This is a genomic window from Aeromonas caviae, assembly GCF_000819785.1.
Classification (GTDB): Bacteria; Pseudomonadota; Gammaproteobacteria; order Enterobacterales; family Aeromonadaceae; genus Aeromonas; species Aeromonas caviae.
This window is the reverse complement of record NZ_CDBK01000087.1, coordinates 69112-89783: the sequence shown is the minus strand read 5'-3', so window position 1 is coordinate 89783 and position 20672 is coordinate 69112. Positions and strand designations below refer to the sequence as shown.

Here is a 20672-nt window from a genome sequence, read left to right as displayed (position 1 = left end):
GATCAGCCGAGCAGCAGCAGGGCCAGGATCAGGGCGGCGCCCATCCCCATGGAGGCTGCGTACCAGCGCAACTTGCCGGAGACGGTCCAGGCCAGCAGCTGATGCCCCCCCTGGGCCAGCACGGCGGGCAGGTTCATCATCCTGTCCAGCGGATCCTTGCCGAGCAGGCGAGTCGCCAGCAGGTAGGGCTTGACCCAAATCAGGTCATAAAGCCAGTCAAAGCCCCAGGCATTGAACCAGAGGGTGGACAGAGCCCGCCCCGGTGCACTCTCGGCGATCCCCTTCGCCAGGCGACGTTCGCCGAGGAAGAGGAAGGCGGCCAGCGCTATGCCTGCCACGGCGATGACGCCTGAGAGGATCTCGAGGCCATGGCGTCCCTCTTCGATGTGATCCCCGGGGCCTGCCGGCAGTACTCCGGCCAGCGGCGGCACTATCAATGCACCCACCCCGGTGGAGAGCACCAGCAGCACCAGCAGTGGCAGATGGTGGGCAAGGCCCTGTCCGGCGTGAGCCTGGGTCTGCTCCTTGCCGTGGAAGGCGATGAAGATGAGGCGGAAGGTGTAGAGGGAGGTGAGGAAGGCACCACCCAGACCGGCCCACAGCAGGGCGCTCTGGCCGCTGGCCTGCACCTGCCAGAGGATGGCGTCTTTACTGTAGAAACCGGCGGTCACCAGTGGCAGTGCGGCGAGCGCCGAGCCCCCCACCAGGAAGCAGGCGTAGACCAGCGGCAGCGATTTGCGCAGCCCCCCCATCTTGAAGATGTTCTGCTCGTGGTGGGTCGCAACGATGACGGCCCCGGCGGAGAGGAACAAGAGCGCCTTGAAGAAGGCGTGGGTCATCAGGTGGAAGATGGCCCCTTCCCAGGCACCGACCCCCAGGGCCAGGAACATGTAGCCAATCTGGCTCATGGTGGAGTAGGCCAGGATCCGCTTGATGTCGGTCTGTACCAGGGCGGCAAAACCGGCCAGCACCAGGGTGATGGCACCGACCAGCGCCACCAGATGGAGGATCTCCGGGGCCAGCAGGAAGAGGCCGTGGGTGCGGGCGATGAGGTAGACGCCGGCAGTCACCATGGTGGCCGCGTGGATCAGCGCCGAGACCGGGGTCGGGCCCGCCATGGCGTCCGCCAGCCAGGTCTGCAGCGGCAGCTGGGCGGATTTGCCGACCGCGCCGCCGAGCAGCATCAGGCAGGCGAACGACAGGGCAGGGGAGCCTTCTGCGAACATCGCGGGGGCGCGCACCAGCAGCTCGTGAATGTTGAGGGTGCCGAGCTCGCGATAGAGCACGAAGAGCCCGATGGCGAGGAAGACGTCGCCGACCCGGGTCACCACGAACGCCTTGAGGGCGGCGGCGCCGTTGTTGCGATCCTTGTAGTAGAAGCCGATCAGCAGGTAGCTGCACAGCCCCACTCCTTCCCAGCCCAGATAGACGAACAGCAGGTCATCGGCCAGCACCAGGAACAGCATGCTGGCGATGAAGAGGTTGGTGTAGGTGAAGAAGCGTGAATACCCCTCTTCCCCACGCATGTACCAGGAGGCGAACAGGTGGATGAAGAAGCCCACCCCGGTCACGACCCCCAGCATGGTCAGTGACAGCCCGTCCAGGGAGAGACGGAAGGCGGGCTGGAACTCGCCCACCGTCATCCACTGCCACAGGGTCTGGGTATAGACGCCGCCTTCCGGCATGGTATTGAGGAAATCGATGCCGACCCACAGGGTAGTGAGGGCCGAGAGACCGATGCTGCCGACACCGATGAGCGCCGAGGTGCGCTCGCCGAGGCGGCCGAGGGAGAAGGCCAGCAGCAGCCATCCCAGCAGCGGGAACAGGAAAGTCAGATATAGGAGGCTCATCCGCGCATCTCGCTCACAGTGTCCACGTTCAGGGTGTGGTAACGACGATAGAGCAGCAGTAACAGGGCGAGGCCGATACTGGCCTCCGCTGCCGCCAGAGAAATCACCAGTATGTACATGATCTGGCCGTCGGCCTGGGCCCAGCGGCTACCCGCCACCACGAACGCCAGGGCGGACGCGTTCATCATGATTTCGATACTCATGAGGATAAACAACAGGTTGCGGCGTATCAGCAGGCCGCACAGGCCGATGGCAAACAAAATGGCCGCCAGCAGGAGGCCGTGCTCCATTGGAATTCCACTCATCGCCATGCTCCTTGTGCTTGCTGGATGGAAAGGGGGCGGGCTGCCGGCAGCGAGCCATGCCTCACCACGGGGATGTCGCTCATTGCTGACCTCCTTCCTGTGTGGTGCGAGGCACGGAGAGCACTTCCCCGCTCTTGTCCTCGCGGCCCAGGTGATAGGCGGTGACCAGACCCGCCAGCAGCAGGATGGAGGCGAGCTCCACCGCCAGCACATAGGGGCCGAACAGGGCGATACCGACTTCCTTGGCGCTGACCTCGGTCAGACCCAGTTCACCGCCGGTCACGCCGAGAATGCCGTGGGCCAGAAAGCCCAGCAAAATGAGGGAGAGCAGGGCCGGGCCACCCCAGGTCATGGGGGTGAGCCACTTCTTCTCCTGATCCTGGGCGCTCCCCAGGTTCAGCATCATCACCACGAACACGAACAGCACCATGATGGCGCCAGCGTAGACGATCACCTGCAGGGCCCCCGCAAAGGCGGCGCCCAGGCAGAAGAAGATCATGGCCACGGCGATGAGGGAGATGATGAGATTGAGCAGCGCATGCATGGGGTTGCTGGTGCTGATCACCCGCAGCGTGCTGTAAACGGCGACCAGGGCCGCGGCATAGAATGCCAGTTCCATGATTGACTCCTAGGGCAGCAGGCTCTTGACATCGATGGGCTTGGCTTCGTTCTCGGCATCCCCTTTGGGTTTGCCGTCGATGGCCATCCCGCTCATGCGGTAGAAGTTGTAGTCCGGGTATTTGCCGGGGCCGCTTATCAGCAGATCTTCCTTCTCGTACACCAGATCCTGGCGACGATACTCCCCCATCTCGAAATCCGGCGTCAGCTGGATGGCGGTGGTGGGGCAGGCCTCCTCGCACAGGCCGCAGAAGATGCAGCGGGAGAAGTTGATGCGAAAGAACTCCGGGTACCAGCGGCCATCTTCCCGCTCCGATTTCTGCAAGGAGATGCAACCGACCGGGCAGGCGACCGCACACAGGTTGCACGCCACGCAGCGTTCGTCGCCGTCAGGATCCCGGGTCAGTACGATGCGACCGCGAAAACGGGGGGCGGCGTAGACCGGCTGCTCCGGGTAGCTCAGGGTTTCACGGGGGCGCCAGGCATGGGAGAAGACCATCCCAAGACTGCGCAACTGGGTGCCAACACCCTTGATAATGCTCGTAATTTTCATAGGTGCCTCACTGCACATTTATCAGCACTGGCGTCTGGGCGCTTCCTTGCCGCAGACCGCCGAATCATCGTCATGTCCATCTCGTTTTGCTCACGCATTCATCAGCACCACGGCAGCGGTGACCAGCATGTTGAGCAGGGTCAGGGGCAGGCACACTTTCCAGCCAAAGGACATCACCTGGTCGAAGCGCGGGCGGGGCAGGGAGGCCCGCAGCAGGATGAAGAACACCATGAAACAGGCGGTCTTCAGGGCGAACCAGATGAAGGGCGGCAGCCAGGGGCCGTGCCAGCCACCGAAGAAGAGGGTCACGATGAGCGAAGAGATCAGCACGATGCCGATGTACTCCCCCACGAAGAAGAGACCCCACTTCATGCCCGCGTACTCGATGTGATAGCCGTCGGCGAGCTCCTGCTCGGCCTCCGGCTGGTCAAACGGGTGGCGGTGGGTGACGGCGACCCCGGCAAACAGGAAGGTGACGAAGCCCAGGATCTGGGGGATCACGTTCCACATGCCGGCCTGGGCCTCGACGATGTCACGCAGGTTGAAGCTGCCGGTCTGGATGACGATGCCCATGAGCGAGAGGCCAAGGAACACCTCGTAGGAGAGGGTCTGGGCCGAGGCGCGCAGGCTGCCGAGCAGGGAGTACTTGTTGTTGCTCGACCAGCCGGCGAACAGCACGGCATAGACCGCCAGCCCGGCGATCGCCAGGATATAGAGCAGCCCCACGTTGAGATCCGCCACGCCCCAGGTGGGGGTGATGGGCACCACCGCAAACGCCAGGATGAAGGCGGTGAAGGCGATGATGGGGGCCAGCACGAAGATCCGGCGATCCGCAAAGGGCGGGATCCAGTCCTCCTTGAAGAACATTTTGACCATGTCGGCCGCCAGTTGCAGCAGGCCGAAGGGGCCAACCCGGTTGGGGCCGTAACGGTCCTGCCACAGTGCCAGCAGGCGGCGCTCAATGAAGCTCATGAAGGCGCCGGCCCCCACGATCCCCACGAGCACGACCAGGGCCTTGCCGACCTCGATCAGCAGATCCATCAGAGAGTCGCTCATGCGATGACCTCCTGCAGGTTATCGATCAGGGCGTGGTGCAGGGCGGTCGGCAGGCCGTTCACCCCGAGTGGCAACCCTGCCAGGCCCGGAGCCAGCGCATCGCTCAGGCGCAGACGCAGACGCCAGTGGTTGCCACCCCAGGAGAAGGCCACCAGTGCGTCAGGGGACAGTGCCAGGCGCGCGGCATCCGCCGGGTTCAGTACCAGGGTGGGTTCACCCATGCGAGCCTGGATGACCGGGCTTCTGGCGGAGAGCTCCTCGCCACCGAACAGCTGGTCATAGCTCACCACCTGCAGGGATGCGGCGGGCTGGAAGGGGGCCGGGATGGCGCCAAACCAGCCCAGGTTGCCTTCGCCCGGCTCCAGCAGGCGGCGACCGGGATCCCCGGCACGCAGGTTGCCACCCACCTCGTCCTGGAACTTGTTCCAGGCGGAGGGGGAGTTCCAGCCCGGCGCCCAGGCAAACGGTACCTGGGAGAGGGGCTGGCGGGCACCGGCGTAGCCTTCCATGGAGAAGGCGAACGGCGAATCGGGATCCTGGGCGACTCTGGGCTCGCTCACGTTCTGGTTCGCCAGCATGGAGGTGCGACCACTGTAGCGGTGCGGCTCCCGGGCGAGCTTCATGCCGCGAATGCGCAGGCCGGCGTTGGGTGCAGCTTCACCCATGGTGGTGAGCAGCGGGGCGCTGGCGGCGCAATCGCGACTCACATCGTCGAAGGTGTTCCAGCGAACCGAACGCGGTTGCTGGCTCCCTTGCAGGGCATCCAGCCAGCGCCAGCTCTCGCGCACCTGGATATCGGCGTTGTAGAAGGCGGGAGCATAGACCTGGAAGAAGCGCTGGGCGCGGCCTTCCATGTTGACCAGGGTGCCATCGCCTTCGGCAAAACTGGCGGCAGGTAGCACCAAATCCGCCTTCTTCGCGGTGGCCGTCTCCTGATGGTCGATGACCAGCAGGTGTTGCAGGCGATCCAGGGCGGCGTCCACCCGGCTGCGGGGGGCTCGGCGGTAGAGGTCGTTCTCAAGAACGACCAGGGCAAGCCTCTCTTCCCCTTCCATACGCTCGAGGGCTGCCTCCAGCGGGGCGGCATGCCGGGCCAGCATGGCCAGCCCCAGGCTGTTGGCTTCCTGAGCCACCAGGGCAAGTTCCGCGGCCTGGCCACGGCCCTTGAGGGCGCGGGCGATGTTGCTGGCCGCTTCGATCAGCGCCTCGTTGCGGGCACCATTGCCTGCGATGATGAGGGGCTTTTTGGCGTTGCCAAGCAGATCGGCCCATTGGGCGGCGAGGGCCTGCTGTTCGGGGGAGAGATCCGTTGGTGTCGGTGCACTGGCATCCAGCAGGTGGGCGATGGCAAACCCGAGGCGCGCCTGATCCGCGTGGGGGGCGTGCAGGGTGCTGCTCGCCACGTCATCCAGGCGGGTGGCATCCAGACTGGTGATGAGCAAGGGGTAGCGCTGGTTCTGGGCCAGGGTCTGCACGGCAGCGACCTGCCAGAGATCGACCTTCAGCTTGCGGGCAATTTCGCGCCCCTTGCCTTTCACCGCCTGGCGCAGGGCCAGGGCGATGCGGGCGGCGGTCTGGGTGACATCTTCCCCGAGCACCAGCACGGCGTCGGCCTCTTCCATGTCGCGCAGGCTGGGAGTACGCACGCCGCCGTGCTCCAGAATGTCCAGCATCTTCTGCAGGCATTCCCATTCGCTCTGCTCGACCCCGGAGTAGAAGTTGGCGGCCCCCACCAGTTCGCGCAGGGCGAAGTTGCTCTCCAAGGAGGCGCGGGGTGAGCCGATGCCGATGACGCCGCTGGCGGTGCGCAGCGCATCCGCGGCCCGGTTCAGGGCACCATCCACCGTGATGGCCAGCTTGTCACTGCCATCTTGCAGCAGGGGCTGGCGCGGGCGGTCGGTCAGATTGACGTGACCGTAGCCGAAGCGGCCGCGATCGCAGAGGAAATAGTGGTTCAGGGCGCCGTGGAAACGGTTCTCGATGCGGCGCAGCTCGCCGTAGCGCTCACCCGGGCTGATGTTGCAGCCGACCGAGCACCCCTGGCAGATGCTGGGGGCGAACTGCATGTCCCACTTGCGGTTGTAACGCTCGGAGTGGGTCTTGTCGGTGAAGACGCCGGTGGGACAGACCTCCACCAGGTTGCCGGAGAATTCGCTCTCCAGGGTGCCATCCTCGACCCGGCCGAAGTAGACGTTGTCGTGGGCGCCATAGACCCCGAGATCCTCGCCACCGGCGTAATCCTTGTAATAGCGCACGCAGCGGTAGCAGGCGATGCAGCGGTTCATCTCGTGGTTGATGAAGGGACCCAGATCCTGATTCTGGTGGGTGCGCTTGGTGAAACGGTAGCGGCGGCTGTTGTGGCCCGTCATCACCGTCATGTCCTGCAGGTGGCAGGCGCCACCCTCTTCGCACACCGGGCAGTCGTGGGGGTGGTTGGTCATCTGCCACTCCACCACCGTCTTGCGAAACTCCTTCGCCTCTTCATCCTCGATGGAGATATAGGTGCCATCGGTGGAGGGGGTCATGCAGGACATGACCAGGCGGCCGCGCTTGTCGTCGGCATTCTGATACTGTTTGACCGCGCACTGGCGGCAGGCACCGACGCTACCCAGCGCCGGGTGCCAGCAAAAATAGGGGACGTCCAGACCCAGCGACAGACAGGCTTGCAGCAGGTTGTCTGCCCCGTCTACCTCGTACTCTTTACCGTCTACATGAATGGTTGCCATACAACTTCCCTGAAACCTGTTTTATGAAATCGGCTATTGCCCGATGCGTCCTGGCGCTTACCAGCGCTCGCCCAGCAGGTTGGGCTGGATACCCTTGAACAGCTTGTGATTGTCATGGGGGGCCTTGACCCCGGCCTCGAACTCGGACCGGAAATACTTCATCGCACTGCCAAGGGGCTCGACGGCGCCGGGGGCATGGGCACAGAAGGTCTTGCCCGGGCCCAGGAAACTGACGAGCTGTTCCAGAGTCGCGAGATCCTCGGGTTGGCCCTCGCCCCGCTCCAGCGCCCGCAGGATCTTGACGCTCCAGGGCAGGCCGTCGCGGCAGGGGGTGCACCAGCCGCAGGATTCGCGGGCAAAGAACTCCTCCATGTTGCGCAGCAGGGAGACCATGTTGATGCTGTCATCCACCGCCATGGCAAGGCCCGTACCCATGCGGGTGCCCACCTTGCCGATGCCGCCAGCGTACATCTGGGCATCCAGGTGCTCGGGCAGCAGGAAGCCGGTGCCGGCGCCGCCCGGTTGCCAGGTTTTCAGGCGATAGCCGGGCTTCATGCCACCGGCGTAGTTTTCGAACAGCTCGCGGGCGGTGATGCCAAAGGGCAGCTCCCACAGGCCGGGATTGTTGACCTTGCCGGAAAAGCCCATCAGCTTGGTGCCGTGATCTTCCGAACCCGGCAGTGCCAGCCCCTGATACCAGGCCACACCGTTGCCGATGATGGCGGGGACGTTGCACAGGGTTTCGACGTTGTTGACGCAGGTCGGCTTGCCCCAGACGCCGGAGACGGCGGGGAAGGGGGGTTTGGCCCGCGGGTTGGCGCGCCGTCCTTCCAGGGAGTTGATGAGGGCCGTCTCTTCGCCGCAGATGTAGCGACCTGCGCCGGTGTGGACGAACAGCTCGAAGTCAAAGCCCGAGCCCAGGATGTTCTTGCCAAGGAGCCCCGCGGCCTTGGCCTCTTCCACGGCGCGGCGCAGGTGGATGGCGGCATCCACGTACTCGCCGCGCAGGAAGATGTAGCCGCGATAGGCCTTGAGAGCCCGGGCACTGATGATCATCCCCTCGATCAGCAGGTGGGGCAGCTGCTCCATCAGCATGCGGTCTTTGTAGGTATTGGGTTCCATCTCGTCGGCGTTGCAGAGCAGGTAACGGATGTTCATGCTCTCGTCTTTGGGCATCAGGCCCCACTTCACGCCGGTGGAGAAACCGGCGCCGCCGCGTCCCTTGAGGCCGGCATCCTTGACGGTGCTGACGATGTCATCCGGGCTCATCTGGCCAAGGGCCTTGCGGGCGGCCTCATAGCCCTGTTTTGCCTGATACTCCTCGAGCCACACCGGCTGGCCGTCGTCCCGCAGGCGCCAGGTGAGAGGGTGAGTCTCGGCGGTGCGGGGGATGCGGTTGGCGGTGCCGAGGGAGGCAAGCGTCTTGCCTGGCTGAATGCTCATGGGTAAGCCTCCAGGGTTTTCAGCAGGCTGACGGCATCGAGTCCGCCATAGGTATCGTCATCGATCATGATGGCCGGCCCCTTGTCGCAGTTGCCGAGGCAGCAGACGGGCAACAGGGTGAAGCGGCCATCCGGGGAAGTCTGACCGGGGGCCAGATTGACGACCTCTTTCAGACCGGCAAGCAACTGCTCGTGGCCGTTGATGTAGCAGACCATGCTGTCGCAGACGCGGATGATGTGACGACCCACCGGCTGGCGGAAGATCTGGCTGTAGAAGGTGGCGACCCCTTCCACGTCGCTGGCGGGGATGCCGAGCTCGGCACCGATGGCGTGAATGGCGCCGTCAGGCACCCAGCCACGGGCCTGTTGCACTATCTTGAGCGCTTCGATGCTGGCTGCACGGGGATCTTCGTAGTGGTGTTTCTCGTGTTCGATGGCATCGCGCTCAGCCTGGCTCAGGACGAAATCTCCCTGCTGGCTGCTGCATGCCCCTTGCCCTTGTGGGGTCTGGTTATTGTGACACTGACATTGGCTCATGACTTGACCTTTTGTGGCTTGTCCCTTTACTGCGCGTCTTGCCCTTCGCCCCGGCTGCCGGGGCGAGAGGACTCAACGATCCACATCTGACATAACGAAATCGATACTGCCCAGGTAGACGATAAGATCCGACACCATCTGGCCGCGGATCACCGAGGGGATCTGCTGCAGGTGAGCAAAGCTCGGGGTGCGGATCCGGGTCCGGTAGCTCATGGTGGATCCGTCGCTGGTCAGGTAATAGCTGTTGACCCCCTTGGTCGCCTCTATCATCTGGAAGGACTCGGCGGCCGGCATGACAGGCCCCCAGGAGACTTGCAGGAAGTGGGTGATCAGGGTTTCGATGTCCTGCAGGGTGCGCTCTTTGGGCGGTGGCGTGGTGAGCGGGTGATCCGCCTTGAAGGGGCCCTCAGGCATGTTTTTCATGCACTGCTCGATAATGGACAGGCTCTGGCGGATCTCCTCGATGCGTACGGTGGCGCGGTCGTAGGCGTCCCCGTTGCTGCCCACCGGTACCTCGAACTCGAACTGATCGTAACCGGAATAGGGGCGCCATTTGCGCACGTCAAAGTTGAGCCCCGTGGCCCGCAGACCGCCCCCCGTGGTGCCCCAGGCCAGGGCCTGGGCCGTGTTGTAGGCGGCGACGCCGATGGTGCGGCCCCGCAGTATGCTGTTGCGCATGGCCGCCTTTTCATACTCCATCAACCGCTTGGGCAGCCAGCTCAACAGGTTGTCCTGGATGAGGCGGGTCCAGCCGGCAGGCAGATCGTGGGCCACGCCGCCGATGCGGAACCAGGCCGGGTGCATGCGGGCTCCGGTGATGGCCTCGATGATGGTGTAGATCTTCTGGCGGTCCGTGAAGGTGAAGAAGACCGGGGTCATGGCCCCCACGTCCTGAATGTAGGTGCCAAGGAACAGCAGGTGGCTCTGGATGCGGAACAGCTCCGCCATCATCACCCGGATCATGTCGACCCGCGCCGGCACCTTGATGCCGGCCAGCTTCTCGACCGCCAGCACATAGGGCAGGTTGTTCATCACGCCGCCCAGGTATTCGACCCGGTCGGTGTAGGGGATGTAGCTGTGCCAGGACTGGCGCTCGCCCATCTTCTCGGCGCCGCGGTGGTGATAGCCGATGTCGGGCACGCAGTCGCGGATCTCTTCCCCGTCGAGTTGCAGCACCAGGCGGAAGGCGCCGTGGGCGGAGGGGTGGTTCGGCCCGAGGTTCAGGAACATGTAGTCCTCGTTCTCGTTGCCGCGGGCCATGCCCCACTCTTCCGGCTTGAACAGCAGGTTGTCCTGCTCCTGATCCTGCTTGACCGCATCGAGCATGAAGGGATCAAACTCGGTGGCGCGCGCCGGGTAGTCCTTGCGCAAGGGGTGCCCTTGCCAGCTCTTGGGCATCATGATGCGGGTCAGATGGGGGTGGCCATCGAAGGTGATCCCCATCAGATCCCACACTTCCCGCTCGTACCAGTTGGCGTTGGGGAAGTGGCGGCTGACGGTGGGCAGATGGAGATCGCTCTCCTTGAGCGCCACCTTCAGCATCACGTCGGCGTTACGGTCGATGGAGATGAGGTGATAGAAGACGGTAAAGTCGCTCTCTGGCAGGCCGTGGCGATGGCTGCGCATCCGTTCGTCGGTGGCGCTGAGATCGAACAGCATCACGAAGGGGGAGGGCAGCTTTTGCAAGAAGCCCATCACGTCCAGCAGCAGATCCCGGGAGAGCCAGATGACCGGCACGCCGGTACGGGTGCTCTGCACGGTGAAGCGCTCGGCACCGAAGTGGGCGAACAGCTCGCCGACCACCTGGGCATCGGCGTGATCGGCGGTTTGCCACTGGGCCATGGTGTAATTGCTTGGGAATTCTCGAGTCAGTTTCATGATCAGATCTCATCCGGCGTGCGCAGGTTGGTCACGTTGATCCGCTCGCCGCGCTTGCGTTCCTTCTCGGATTGCATCTGGGGACGGTAGATCCCCTGATCCCCCACCACCCAGGAGAGGGGGCGGCGTTCCTTGCCGATGGACTCCTGCAGCAGCATCAGGGCTTGCAGGAAGGCTTCGGGGCGGGGCGGGCAGCCCGGAATGTAGACATCGACCGGCAGGAACTTGTCCACCCCCTGTACCACGGAGTAGATGTCATACATGCCGCCGGAGTTGGCGCAGGCCCCCATGGAGATGACCCACTTGGGCTCGAGCAACTGCTCATAGAGCCGCTGGATGACAGGGGCCATCTTGATGAAAGGGGTGCCGGCAATCACCATGAAGTCGGCCTGACGGGGGGAGGCTCGTATGACCTCAGCACCGAAGCGAGCCACGTCGTGGGGAGAGGTGAAGGCGGTACACATCTCCACGTAGCAGCAGGAGATGCCGAAGTTGTAGGGCCAGAGGGAGTTCTTGCGGCCCCAGTTGACGGTGTCTTGCAGCACCTCTTCGAGGCGCCCGATCATGATGCCGCGGGTCGCTTGCTGCGCCAGTGGATCATCGACGGTCTGGCGCTGTTCCTGGGGGTAGCGCTCAACGGGCGCATCCGGGTCAATCCGGGTCAGGGTGTACTTCATGGTGCAACCTCAAAGAGATAATCGGTAGTTCAGTCTGGTTTCTTGTCAGTCAGGACACGCTTTTTCGGGGCCCAGTCGAGGGCACCAATGCGCCACAGGTAGAGGAGGCCTACCAGCAGCAGGGTGATGAAGATGGTGGCTTCGATGAAGCCGACCCAGCCGCTCTCCCGAACGGAGACGGACCAGGCAAAGAGATAGAGGGCTTCGACATCGAAGATGACGAAGAACATGGCGACCAGGTAGAACTTGGCGGAGAAGCGCAGGCGGGCGTTGCCGACGGAATCCACCCCGGATTCGAAGGGTTTGTTCTTGGCACGGCCATAGGCGCGTCCCCCCAGCAAGGCCGCCAGGCCTATCATGGTCAAGCAGATACAGATGGCGCCAATGACATAGACAGCAAAAGCCCAGTGCTGGACGGCAATATCAGCAAACATATAGGTTTTTCCCTAACCAAATTAATCATGTGACTTAACAATGACGTTACGTAGTATGCCACTTTCGTACTGATTTACATGTCATTTCAAAGGATTAATTATTAATCAACGGGATGAAAATTGTGTTTTGCTAGCGGGGTCAACTTTCTCGTTTGAGAATTGTTTTCAATCGTTTTTGTTTAGCAGAAAAAAACCGGATAGTTTGAAAATCCGGTGGATGGCAGGAAACAAAAGACCCCGCATGGCGGGGTCTGTTTCAGGGTTGGAGAACGGGGAGGCTCTGCTCTGCCGCCTTGCCCTGGGAGAGCACGATCTCCACCCGGCGGTTGGCCTGGCGGTGAGCCGGGGTATCGTTCGGATAACGGGGTTGGGTATCCGCCACCCCCTGGGCGATCAGCCGTCGTGAATCCAGCTTGGGGTTGGTCAGCAGGGTGTGGGTGATGGTGGCCGCCCGCAGCACCGACAGCTCCCAGTTGTTGCGATAGAGCTCCACCGGCGCCTGGGAGTTGTCGGTGTGACCGGTGACCACCACCATGCCGGGAATGTCCGCCAGCACGTCCGAGACCTTGTTGACCAGGGGAATGAACTGGGGCTGCAAGAAGGCGGAGTCGGCCGGGAACAAGGTCTTCTCGCCGATGCGGATCACCAGTTGGCTGCCAAGCTGCTCCACCTCGATCTCCTTGGACTCGATTTGGCTCTTGAGCTGCTGATCCAGCTTCTGCTTGGTGACCGTGACCCAATCCTGCTCCTTGGTCTTGTGGGGCCAGGACTCCGTGGCCGTAGGTTTCTCCGAGGAGCCGATGGTCTCGTTGAAAGGGTCGGCCGCCGCTGCGGGCGTCTGGGTATCCAGCACCTGCTCTTTCTGGGAGGTATTGGGGGTGGTCTTGGACTCGGGTTCCAGTATGCCTGTGCCCCCCTGCATCACGGGGGAGCCGGCGGGAAGGGAAACCAGCCCTATCTTGCCAAGAGATTCGATAAAGCCCTGAATGAGCACGCGAGTCTCCGACTGCTTGGCCATGGCGAAGGAGTAGAGCACCACGAATAGGGCGAACAGCAGTGTCATGAAGTCGGCGTAGGAGACCAGCCAGCGTTCGTGGTTCTCCGGCGCCTCAGCCTTTTTCTTTTTCGCCACTGTGGCCTCCGAGGTAAGGCTCAAGGGTCACTTGCAGCCGTTGCTGTGACTCGCCGTCCACGATGCAGAGGATGCCGGTGAGGGTCATCTCCTTGTAGTGGCGGATCTGGTGGGCAAACGACTTGTAGCGGTTGCCGAAGGGCAGGAAGATGAGGTTGGCGGCCGACACCCCGTAGATGGTGGCGATAAAGGCCACCGCGATGGCGCCCCCCAGCTTGTCGGGGGCATCCAGCAGGCCCATGGCGTGAATGAGGCCAAATACGGCCCCGACGATCCCCATGGTCGGGCAGTAGCCCCCCATGGCCTCGTAGAATTTGACGGTCTGTTCGATATCTTCCTGCTCGAACTCGATCTCGTTTTCCAGTACCTCGTGGATTTTGGTCTTCTCGTAGCCATCGACCATCATCTGTACCCCTTTTTGCAGGAAGGGATCCTTGATGTCGTCGATCATGCCCTCCAGTGCCAGCATGCCACTGCGCCGTGCATTGCCCGCCAGAGTTTCAAGCAGTTGGGCCTGCTCCAGCATGTCGAGGCGCAGGGGAGTGATGAGCCACTTGAAGCGCTTGAGGGTTTTACCAACCACGGAGAAAGGAAACTGGGTCAGTGCGGCACCGACGGTACCGCCGATCACGATGAGAAAGGCGGGCAGATCGAGCAGGGCGCTGGGGTGCCCCCCTTCTATCATGTTGCCACCCAGAATGGCTGCCAGGGCCAGCAGCAAGCCAATAAGACTCATTTGTCCATATCCCTATGCGATGTGTGAGGCTAGTGTAGCCATTTAACTATCAGTTTTTCAAAACGATATCCAATCGGTGAGCAATATCCGAGAGGTTGCGCAGACCCGGTAGTGTCCGGTGGCATCGGCCTGTGCCGCCTGATCTGCAGAGCAGGTTGACGGTGCCGGCATGGCAGGACGAGGCGGTTATCCAAGTGATATCACAATATACTGTGCTATCTGTGAGAGGGTGTTGGTTATTTATATCGTCATTTTCTCTTTGATTGGCGTAATGCGCTGTCAACGAGAGAGGGCTGGCTGCCCTCGGGGCATATCCCTTGTCGGCAGAGAGCAGAGAGCAGAGAGCAGAGAGGCGGAAGGGGTGGGATTGGCTGGGCGGCACTTGGCCAGGTATCGCGGCAAGCCGTTTTTTCTGGCCCCGCCGATGACGGGTTTCTCCTGCCAGGGGGTTGGCAGACACCTTGAAGCAAAAAAACCGACCCTGAGGTCGGTACTTCAAGCTGTACGCTGGATCGGGATTGACTCGCACCATCCCTGGCGCTCGCCCTGCGGGCGGCCTCTGGCCGTCCAGTCGGGCTATCCTGCCCGCCTGTCGACAGGGGTCGAACCGAGCCGCCCATCATCGGAAAAAGTAAAAGGCCCCGTCTTGCGACGGGGCCTTTTACTTTATCTGGCGGTGAGGGAGGGATGATTCACCACTGCATGGCTTACCCCTTCGGGGCGGCCTGCGGCCGTTCATCGCAGCAAGCTGCTCTGCTCGAACCCGACGAGGCTTCTCACCTTCTCTCCATCGACATCGGATGTTGCCATGTCACCAGATGCAAAAAACCGACCCTGAGGTCGGTTTTTACAATTTGGCGGTGAGGGAGGGATTCGAACCCTCGATACGTTGCCGTATACACACTTTCCAGGCGTGCTCCTTCAGCCACTCGGACACCTCACCAAATTTTTACTGCTTGAAGTGGCTTTCGGAGCACGCTGCGCGTGCATCTTGCCGACTTCGTCGGTGGGCAGCCTCTCGGATACCTCACCAAATTCTGCTCTGTGATTTAACGTGTTCAGCCAACACGGTGTTCGCTGCGCCGTTGCGCTGGAACGGGGCGTAATTTAGGGGAAAGGGCTGCCTGGGTCAACCACTTTTCCCCTTATTTTTCATAATCTTTATCGAGTGCCTATCCCTTGAACAGAATGCCGGTTTTTTAATCCCGTTCAAGGCTTGTCGAGAATGATCAGGCTGTCAGGCAGCTCGTTCTGATCCCGGGTGGCGGGGAAGGCGTCGGTCAGAATGGCGCTGGTGCGCTCCACGCACTCCAGGAACCCCTGCTCGACCTCCTTGTTGCGTACCCGAACCACGAAGTCGTCGATGATCTGCTGCCACTGGGTGTTGTCGATGTGCTGGGCGATCCCGTCGTCTACCAGGATTTCCACATAGTGCTCCGCCACCGAGACGAAGATTAGCACCCCGAGCCGGTCCCGGGTGCGGTGAAGTCCCTGCTCGACAAACTGCAGGCGGGCCATCAGGGCGGCCCGGTGACGGCGTACCTTGTGGGGGATGAGCCGCATCTTGATGGGTGTCCAGTGGAACAGCAGGCTCAGCAGCAACCAGACCGACCACTGCACCAGCAGGATCTCGTACCAGCCAAGCCAGAAGCCGAGCTGGAAGACCAGCAGGGGGGTGAGCATGGCCAGCAGGGCGGCCCACAGGGTCGGGATATAGCGATAGCCATCGCTGGCCGGGGCCAGCACGGTGACCAGTTCGGCATCCGTGGCCTGCTCGGCCTGTCGAACCCTGGCCTGCAAGGTGTGGAAAAACTGTTTCGAAATCATCTTGTTGTCTCTTTTTCCCTGATTACCAACCGCCAGATGCACCGCCGCCGCCAAAGCTGCCGCCGCCACCACTGAAACCGCCACCACCGCCGCCAGTGCGGCCGCCAAAGGAGCCGGCACCGAATCCACCGGCCATGTAGGCGGTCCGGCGACGTCCTCCCGGCCCACCGCCGCCGCCGCGCAGATTGTGCAGCACGATCATCGCAATCACCACCAGGATGAAGAGCCAGGGACCTCCCTGCTTGTCGGCCTTGCTGGTGTTGTCCACGGGCTGATACTCCCCGGCCAGGGCCTGCATGATGCCCTGGCTGCCGGCGAGGATGCCGGCCACCATGTCACCGCGCTTGAAGGCGGGCAGGATCCGGGTCTGGATGATATTGGCGGCGATGGCGTCGGGCAGGGCACCTTCCAGGCCATAACCCACCTCGATGCGCACCTTGCGCTCGTCCTGGGCGATGATCAGCAGCACGCCGTTGTTCTTGCCTTTTTGGCCGATGCCCCAGTGGCGACCGAGCTGGTAGCCGTACTCTTCGATGGTATCCCCCGCCAGCGTGTCGATGGAGACCACCACCAGCTGGACGCCGCTGCGCTTCTCGAAGACGGCCAGTTGCTGTGCGAGTTGGTGGGCCTGCTTGCGGGACATCAGATTGGCCTCGTCCACCACCCGCCCGGTCAGGGCCGGGAAATCGGGGGCGGCATGCAGTGCCGTGGCACAGAGCAGCAGACAGAGCGCCAGCCAGTGTCTCATCACGTTCATTGGAAGCTGACCTTGGGCGCCTCATCGGCACCGGGTTTGGCGCTGAAGGTGGGTTTGGCTTCCAGATCGGAGTAAAGCAGCTTGGACCAGATGACCCCGGGGAAGGTACGGATCTCGGTATTGAACTGGCGTACTGCCTCGATGTAATCCCGTCTGGCCACCGCGATGCGATTCTCGGTGCCTTCCAGCTGGGCCTGCAGGGTCAGGAACTGCTGATCGGCCTTCAGATCCGGGTAGCGCTCGACCACTACCATCAGCCGGGAGAGGGCGCTGGAGAGCTGCTCCTGCGCCGCCTCGAACGCCTTGAGCTGGGAGGGGTCACTCACCTGCACGCTGCCGACTCGGGCACGGGCATCGGTGACCGCCTTGAGGGTCTCCTGCTCGTGGCTGGCGTACCCCTTGACGGTGGCCACCAGGTTGGGAATGAGATCGGCCCTGCGCTGGTACTGGTTCTCGACCTGTCCCCAGCTCGCCTTGACCTGCTCATCCAGGGTCGGAATGGTGTTCATGCCGCAGCCGGTCAAACCCAGCAGCAGGGTCAGGGTCAGCAGGGCACGGGTACCACGCTGCCAGAGTGAAGTGGCCATCTTGTTGTTCTCCATTGATATTTCTCTCGGAAATAGGTTCACCATAACAGCTTGTGGTCAGCCCTCACAACGCCTGGGTAACAGGGGGGCGCGGTAGCTCATCGACACTTTGGGCAGCTGGGGTTTGTCCTTGAACCAGGAGGTCAGCTCCTCCCCACAGCCATTGCCGGGGGGAATGGGAGCCTGGGGCTGGCAGTCCGGACTGTTTGCCGGGCAGCGCAGGCGCACGTGAAAGTGGCTGAAGTGGCCGACCCAGGGGCGCAGCTTGCCGACCCAGGCTTCACCGGGTGCCTGTTTGCACACCTCGGCCTTGATGACGGGGTTGACGAAGATACGCGCCACCTCGGGGCGATCAGCCGCAAGGCGCAGCAGATTGAGCTGCCTTGGGCCGAATCGGCCGGGCAGCATCCGGTAGCTGGGTTCGTCGATCAGCGCCCACTCCCTGGGGGCATCCTGCTCCCAGCGGCTGATGGGTCTGTCAGCCATCCTGAACCAGATGTCGGCATCCAGGCCGGTCTGGTGGCTGCGATGACCTGAGGTAAAAGGCCCCCCGTGCATCATGGCGAGGTCGGCGATATAGAGATCCGGCATGCCGGCCAGTCTGGTCTGGTTGGCCAGATGCTGCAGGTAATGGATGAGGTCGGGGTGACCGTAATAGCGCAGCCGTTTGGTGCGGATCACCTGATAACCAGGGCCTTCGAGGGGCAGGGCCACGGCATTTTTCAGGCAGCCGGCGGAGTAGCCGCCGATGGCCTCGGCATAGAGTGTGCTCGCGGACAAGAGCAGGGCGGTGGCGAACATGGGACTCCCGGGATGGCGCCCAGTGCGGGCTCAGACAGCCCCAAGCATACCAAGAGTGGCGGCTGGCCGTCATCCGTGTCGCGGTGGCGGTTGCATCGCGGCGCGTCGCTCGCGCACAATGCGCGGCAACGCAGCGACGGCAAGGCCGTTCGCATCACAGAAGGAGAAGAGAAGATGAGAGTCAGTGAGCTGGCAGCGCAAGAGAACGTGAGCTGGCTGATGCCCCCGGCCCGGCGGTTTTACGGGGTCATGATCTGCCTGTTGCTGGCGAGTCTCGCCACTGTGGTGGCCGCCCTCTGGCTGGGATATCCCGACATGGGCCTGCTGCCCTGGGTCGGGGTGGTCTTTGGCGGCATCGTGCTGGTGATGATGGTGTTGCCGCGCAACTGGCAGCGCTGGCGTCTGGCGGAGCTTGCCTGGGATGAACGCCATCTCTATCTGCTCAATGGCGGCGAAGACCGGGCGTTGGCCCTGCCCAGAGCCGTGCTGGTGGGCATGGAGCGGGATCGCAAGGTGGGACACGATGGTCAGTGGCTCGATTTCAGCCTGGATCTCGGGCTGGATGAGGTGACCCTGGCGACGGCCACCAGCCTGCTCGGGTTGTCCCGGGAAGGGACTCACGAAGTGGCTCCCGGGGTCTATCGATTCGGGTTCAAACGTGCCTGGCATGGGCGTCGTGCCCTCGGCACATTGCTGGCCGAGCTGCACCCGATCTGACTATTTTCTCGACAATTCATCCCAATGCTCAGATACTGCCTCTGATTCGATTTGATCTTTCCTGCTCCGATAGCCCAAGAGATCAAGGACTTGGGATACGAAGCTGGAAGTGCCATGGCATGATGCCGTGGCTGGTCCGGCAGGGGGGTTGTGCCCTTACTCCCAGGTCGGTGGATGCATAGATAAGGCACCTTGAATCGAGAGTGGATGGCATGAAGATTTACGTAGGTAATCTGTCGTACCGGATGACGGCCGACGAACTGACAACCGTGTTCAGCCAATTTGGGCAGGTAGACAAGGTCGATATCATCATCGACCGCGATACCGGTCAGTCCAAGGGGTTTGGTTTCATTGAAATGCCGGTCAATGGTGAGGCCGAGAAGGCCATCGCCGAGTTGCACGGCACCGAGGTCGGCGGCCGCACCATCACGGTCAATCAGGCCAAACCGAAGACGGATGCACCCCGTGGTCGCCCCCAGCGCCATCGTTGAATCGTCTCGATAACGGAAAACGGCATGGAATCCTCCATGCCGTTTTTGTTTTCAGGGTCTGGTGCAGACTCAGGGAACGTCATAACCCAGAGCGGCCTTGCGGATGCGGAACCACTGCTGGCGAGTGAGCTCAATGGACTCGGCTGCCACAGCGGCGGCGATCCGCTCCCGTTTGCCGGAGCCGATGAGGGGCAGCGGCTGACTCGGCAGCATCATCACCCAGGCGTAGACCACCTGCTCCAGACAGTCGGCGCCCACCTCCTGGCGGATCTGCTCGAGTTCCGACCGCAGCGGGGCATAGTCGGGGGCATGGAACAGCCGCCCGCCGCCAAGGCAGGACCAGGCCATGGGCTTGATGCGCAGTTGCTGGCATTGATCCAGGGCACCATCCAGCGTCCCCTCCTGATGGAGCGGGGAGATCTCCAGCTGGTTGGTGACCAGGGGGAAGGGCAGGCGGGATTGCAGCAGGGCGAACTGGTGGGGCGTGAAGTTGGAGACCCCGGCGTGCTTGATCTTGCCTGCCTGCTTGAGGGTGATGAAGGCGTCGGCCACCTCGTCGGCGTTCATCAAGGGGTCGGGGCGATGGATCAGCAACAGATCCAGATGATCGGTGCCGAGCTTTTGCAAGGAGGCTTCGGCACTGGCGACGATGTGTCCCTTGCCGGTGTTGTAGTGATTCAGGGCGTGGGCCGGATTGGCGGTGAGGGCGATGCCGCACTTGCTGACGATCTCCATGCGATCGCGCAGGGAGGGTTCCAGGCGCAGGGCATGGCCGAAGGCCTCCTCGCATTGGTAGCCACCGTAGATGTCGGCGTGATCGATGGTGGTGACCCCGAGATCAAGGTGATATTTCATCAGGTCCAGCAGGGCGGTGGGGGAGAGCTGCCACTCCATCAGGCGCCAGTAGCCCATGATGAGGCGGGAGAAGGTGGGGCCTTGCTCATGCAGGGCCAGACGGGATACGGACATGGTGACTCCTCTGGAGATAACAATGCGAAAAGAAAGGGGCAAAATCATGTGCCAGCATCTTGGTCTCTTCCGGCGGACAAGGCAATAATGCCCCCTTCGCGAATTCGAACTATGGTTCTGACTCCGACGGGTCAAGATCCCGGTGTCAGTGAGAGGAGAAGGGGTGATGGAAGGATTTGCCGCCAGGCTGCAAAGCCTTATTGGGGAGGGGAGCGTGAGCGCCTTTGCCCGCAAGGTGGGGTTGAGTGAAGCCCTGATCCGCAAGTATCTGAAAGGGGCCGAGCCCGGCCTTGGCAAGGCGAACCAGATTGCCATGGGAGCCAACTGCTCGCTGGAGTGGCTCGCCACCGGTTGCGGGTATCTCTATCGTCAGGCCGAGGTGGTGGACAGGGACGCGCTGGCGGCGGCGGGGTCGCTGGTGCAGGAGACCCGTCCGGGAAAGCCCATGCCGGACGAGGAGCAACTGGTGACCCTGCTCGCCTATTACCAGTTCCTGCGCAGCCACAAGCAGGCGGACGGTTTTCTGGACCTGGCCCGGGCGCGGGAGTTTGGGCGCCATCTGGCCGAGGCCTGAGCCTG

At 62.6% G+C, this 20672-nt stretch carries 21 protein-coding genes, 1 tRNA gene and 1 other RNA gene; 3 read left to right on the top strand and 20 right to left on the bottom strand.

Annotation, left to right across the window (positions count from 1 at the left end):
- Nucleotides 1-2: 2 nt before the first annotated feature.
- From nuoL to mepA, 19 genes are all read right to left on the bottom strand, one after another.
- Nucleotides 3-1850 (bottom strand): NADH-quinone oxidoreductase subunit L, encoded by a 1848-nt coding sequence (gene nuoL, locus BN1120_RS14620; RefSeq protein ID WP_042016645.1) that lies wholly within the window; start codon nucleotides 1848-1850, stop codon nucleotides 3-5.
- Nucleotides 1847-2155, bottom strand: coding sequence for an NADH-quinone oxidoreductase subunit NuoK (gene nuoK, locus BN1120_RS14615; RefSeq protein ID WP_010675036.1), 309 nt, complete (start codon nucleotides 2153-2155; stop codon nucleotides 1847-1849). Before nuoK ends, nuoL begins: the two co-directional genes overlap by 4 nt.
- A gap of 79 nt (nucleotides 2156-2234) precedes the next feature.
- Entirely contained in the window at nucleotides 2235-2774 is a 540-nt protein-coding gene (nuoJ, locus tag BN1120_RS14610; protein ID WP_010675035.1) for an NADH-quinone oxidoreductase subunit J, read from the bottom strand.
- A gap of 9 nt (nucleotides 2775-2783) precedes the next feature.
- Nucleotides 2784-3326, bottom strand: coding sequence for an NADH-quinone oxidoreductase subunit NuoI (gene nuoI, locus BN1120_RS14605; RefSeq protein WP_010675034.1), 543 nt, complete (start codon nucleotides 3324-3326; stop codon nucleotides 2784-2786).
- Between the two features lie 90 nt (nucleotides 3327-3416).
- Complete coding sequence (nuoH, locus tag BN1120_RS14600) at nucleotides 3417-4382, bottom strand: NADH-quinone oxidoreductase subunit NuoH (protein ID WP_010675033.1); 966 nt, start codon at nucleotides 4380-4382, stop codon at nucleotides 3417-3419.
- The gene (gene nuoG, locus BN1120_RS14595; RefSeq protein ID WP_041211565.1) at nucleotides 4379-7108 is read right to left on the bottom strand and encodes an NADH-quinone oxidoreductase subunit NuoG; all 2730 of its coding nucleotides are present in this window, start codon (nucleotides 7106-7108) and stop codon (nucleotides 4379-4381) included. The genes nuoH and nuoG overlap by 4 nt, the downstream gene beginning before the upstream one ends.
- Before the next feature lie 57 nt (nucleotides 7109-7165).
- A complete protein-coding gene (gene nuoF, locus BN1120_RS14590; RefSeq protein ID WP_042016644.1) occupies nucleotides 7166-8551 on the bottom strand; it encodes an NADH-quinone oxidoreductase subunit NuoF in 1386 nt (461 codons plus the stop codon).
- Entirely contained in the window at nucleotides 8548-9087 is a 540-nt protein-coding gene (gene nuoE / locus BN1120_RS14585; protein WP_010675030.1) for an NADH-quinone oxidoreductase subunit NuoE, read from the bottom strand. Before nuoE ends, nuoF begins: the two co-directional genes overlap by 4 nt.
- A gap of 72 nt (nucleotides 9088-9159) precedes the next feature.
- Nucleotides 9160-10965 carry an NADH-quinone oxidoreductase subunit C/D gene (nuoC, locus tag BN1120_RS14580; protein ID WP_041211563.1) on the bottom strand — a complete coding sequence of 602 codons (1806 nt, stop codon included), beginning with the start codon at nucleotides 10963-10965 and terminating at the stop codon, nucleotides 9160-9162.
- Nucleotides 10966-10967: 2 nt separating this feature from the next.
- A complete protein-coding gene (locus tag BN1120_RS14575; RefSeq protein ID WP_010675028.1) occupies nucleotides 10968-11642 on the bottom strand; it encodes a NuoB/complex I 20 kDa subunit family protein in 675 nt (224 codons plus the stop codon).
- 29 nt (nucleotides 11643-11671) lie between these two features.
- Nucleotides 11672-12076, bottom strand: coding sequence for an NADH-quinone oxidoreductase subunit A (locus BN1120_RS14570; protein WP_039038710.1), 405 nt, complete (start codon nucleotides 12074-12076; stop codon nucleotides 11672-11674).
- Between the two features lie 256 nt (nucleotides 12077-12332).
- Nucleotides 12333-13208: a flagellar motor protein MotB gene (locus BN1120_RS14565; protein WP_010675026.1), complete on the bottom strand. Its 876-nt coding sequence runs from the start codon at nucleotides 13206-13208 to the stop codon at nucleotides 12333-12335.
- Nucleotides 13186-13944 (bottom strand): flagellar motor protein, encoded by a 759-nt coding sequence (locus tag BN1120_RS14560; protein WP_039038709.1) that lies wholly within the window; start codon nucleotides 13942-13944, stop codon nucleotides 13186-13188. Before BN1120_RS14560 ends, BN1120_RS14565 begins: the two co-directional genes overlap by 23 nt.
- A gap of 671 nt (nucleotides 13945-14615) precedes the next feature.
- Nucleotides 14616-14744: non-coding RNA, RtT sRNA (locus tag BN1120_RS20905), on the bottom strand.
- Between the two features lie 55 nt (nucleotides 14745-14799).
- A tRNA-Ser gene (locus tag BN1120_RS14555) sits at nucleotides 14800-14887 on the bottom strand.
- Between the two features lie 266 nt (nucleotides 14888-15153).
- A complete protein-coding gene (locus BN1120_RS14550) occupies nucleotides 15154-15771 on the bottom strand; it encodes a TPM domain-containing protein (RefSeq protein WP_039038708.1) in 618 nt (205 codons plus the stop codon).
- 22 nt (nucleotides 15772-15793) lie between these two features.
- Nucleotides 15794-16528: a TPM domain-containing protein gene (locus BN1120_RS14545; RefSeq protein WP_042016642.1), complete on the bottom strand. Its 735-nt coding sequence runs from the start codon at nucleotides 16526-16528 to the stop codon at nucleotides 15794-15796.
- Nucleotides 16525-17130, bottom strand: a complete 606-nt coding sequence (locus BN1120_RS14540) for a LemA family protein (protein WP_010675022.1) — start codon at nucleotides 17128-17130, stop codon at nucleotides 16525-16527. Before BN1120_RS14540 ends, BN1120_RS14545 begins: the two co-directional genes overlap by 4 nt.
- A 42-nt stretch (nucleotides 17131-17172) precedes the next feature.
- The gene (gene mepA, locus BN1120_RS14535; RefSeq protein ID WP_042016640.1) at nucleotides 17173-17916 is read right to left on the bottom strand and encodes a penicillin-insensitive murein endopeptidase; all 744 of its coding nucleotides are present in this window, start codon (nucleotides 17914-17916) and stop codon (nucleotides 17173-17175) included.
- A 174-nt stretch (nucleotides 17917-18090) separates the two neighbouring features.
- On the opposite strand from mepA, the gene BN1120_RS14530 reads away from it, so the two are divergent.
- On the top strand, nucleotides 18091-18633 hold the full coding sequence (locus BN1120_RS14530; protein ID WP_010675020.1) for a hypothetical protein: 543 nt from the start codon (nucleotides 18091-18093) through the stop codon (nucleotides 18631-18633).
- A 212-nt stretch (nucleotides 18634-18845) separates the two neighbouring features.
- Nucleotides 18846-19124 carry an RNA recognition motif domain-containing protein gene (locus BN1120_RS14525; protein WP_029314670.1) on the top strand — a complete coding sequence of 93 codons (279 nt, stop codon included), beginning with the start codon at nucleotides 18846-18848 and terminating at the stop codon, nucleotides 19122-19124.
- A gap of 69 nt (nucleotides 19125-19193) precedes the next feature.
- On the opposite strand, the gene BN1120_RS14520 is transcribed toward BN1120_RS14525, so the two are convergent.
- Nucleotides 19194-20093: an aldo/keto reductase gene (locus BN1120_RS14520; protein WP_042016639.1), complete on the bottom strand. Its 900-nt coding sequence runs from the start codon at nucleotides 20091-20093 to the stop codon at nucleotides 19194-19196.
- Between the two features lie 166 nt (nucleotides 20094-20259).
- On the opposite strand from BN1120_RS14520, the gene BN1120_RS14515 reads away from it, so the two are divergent.
- Nucleotides 20260-20667, top strand: a complete 408-nt coding sequence (locus BN1120_RS14515) for a transcriptional regulator (protein ID WP_042016637.1) — start codon at nucleotides 20260-20262, stop codon at nucleotides 20665-20667.
- The last annotated feature ends 5 nt before the right edge of the window (nucleotides 20668-20672 follow it).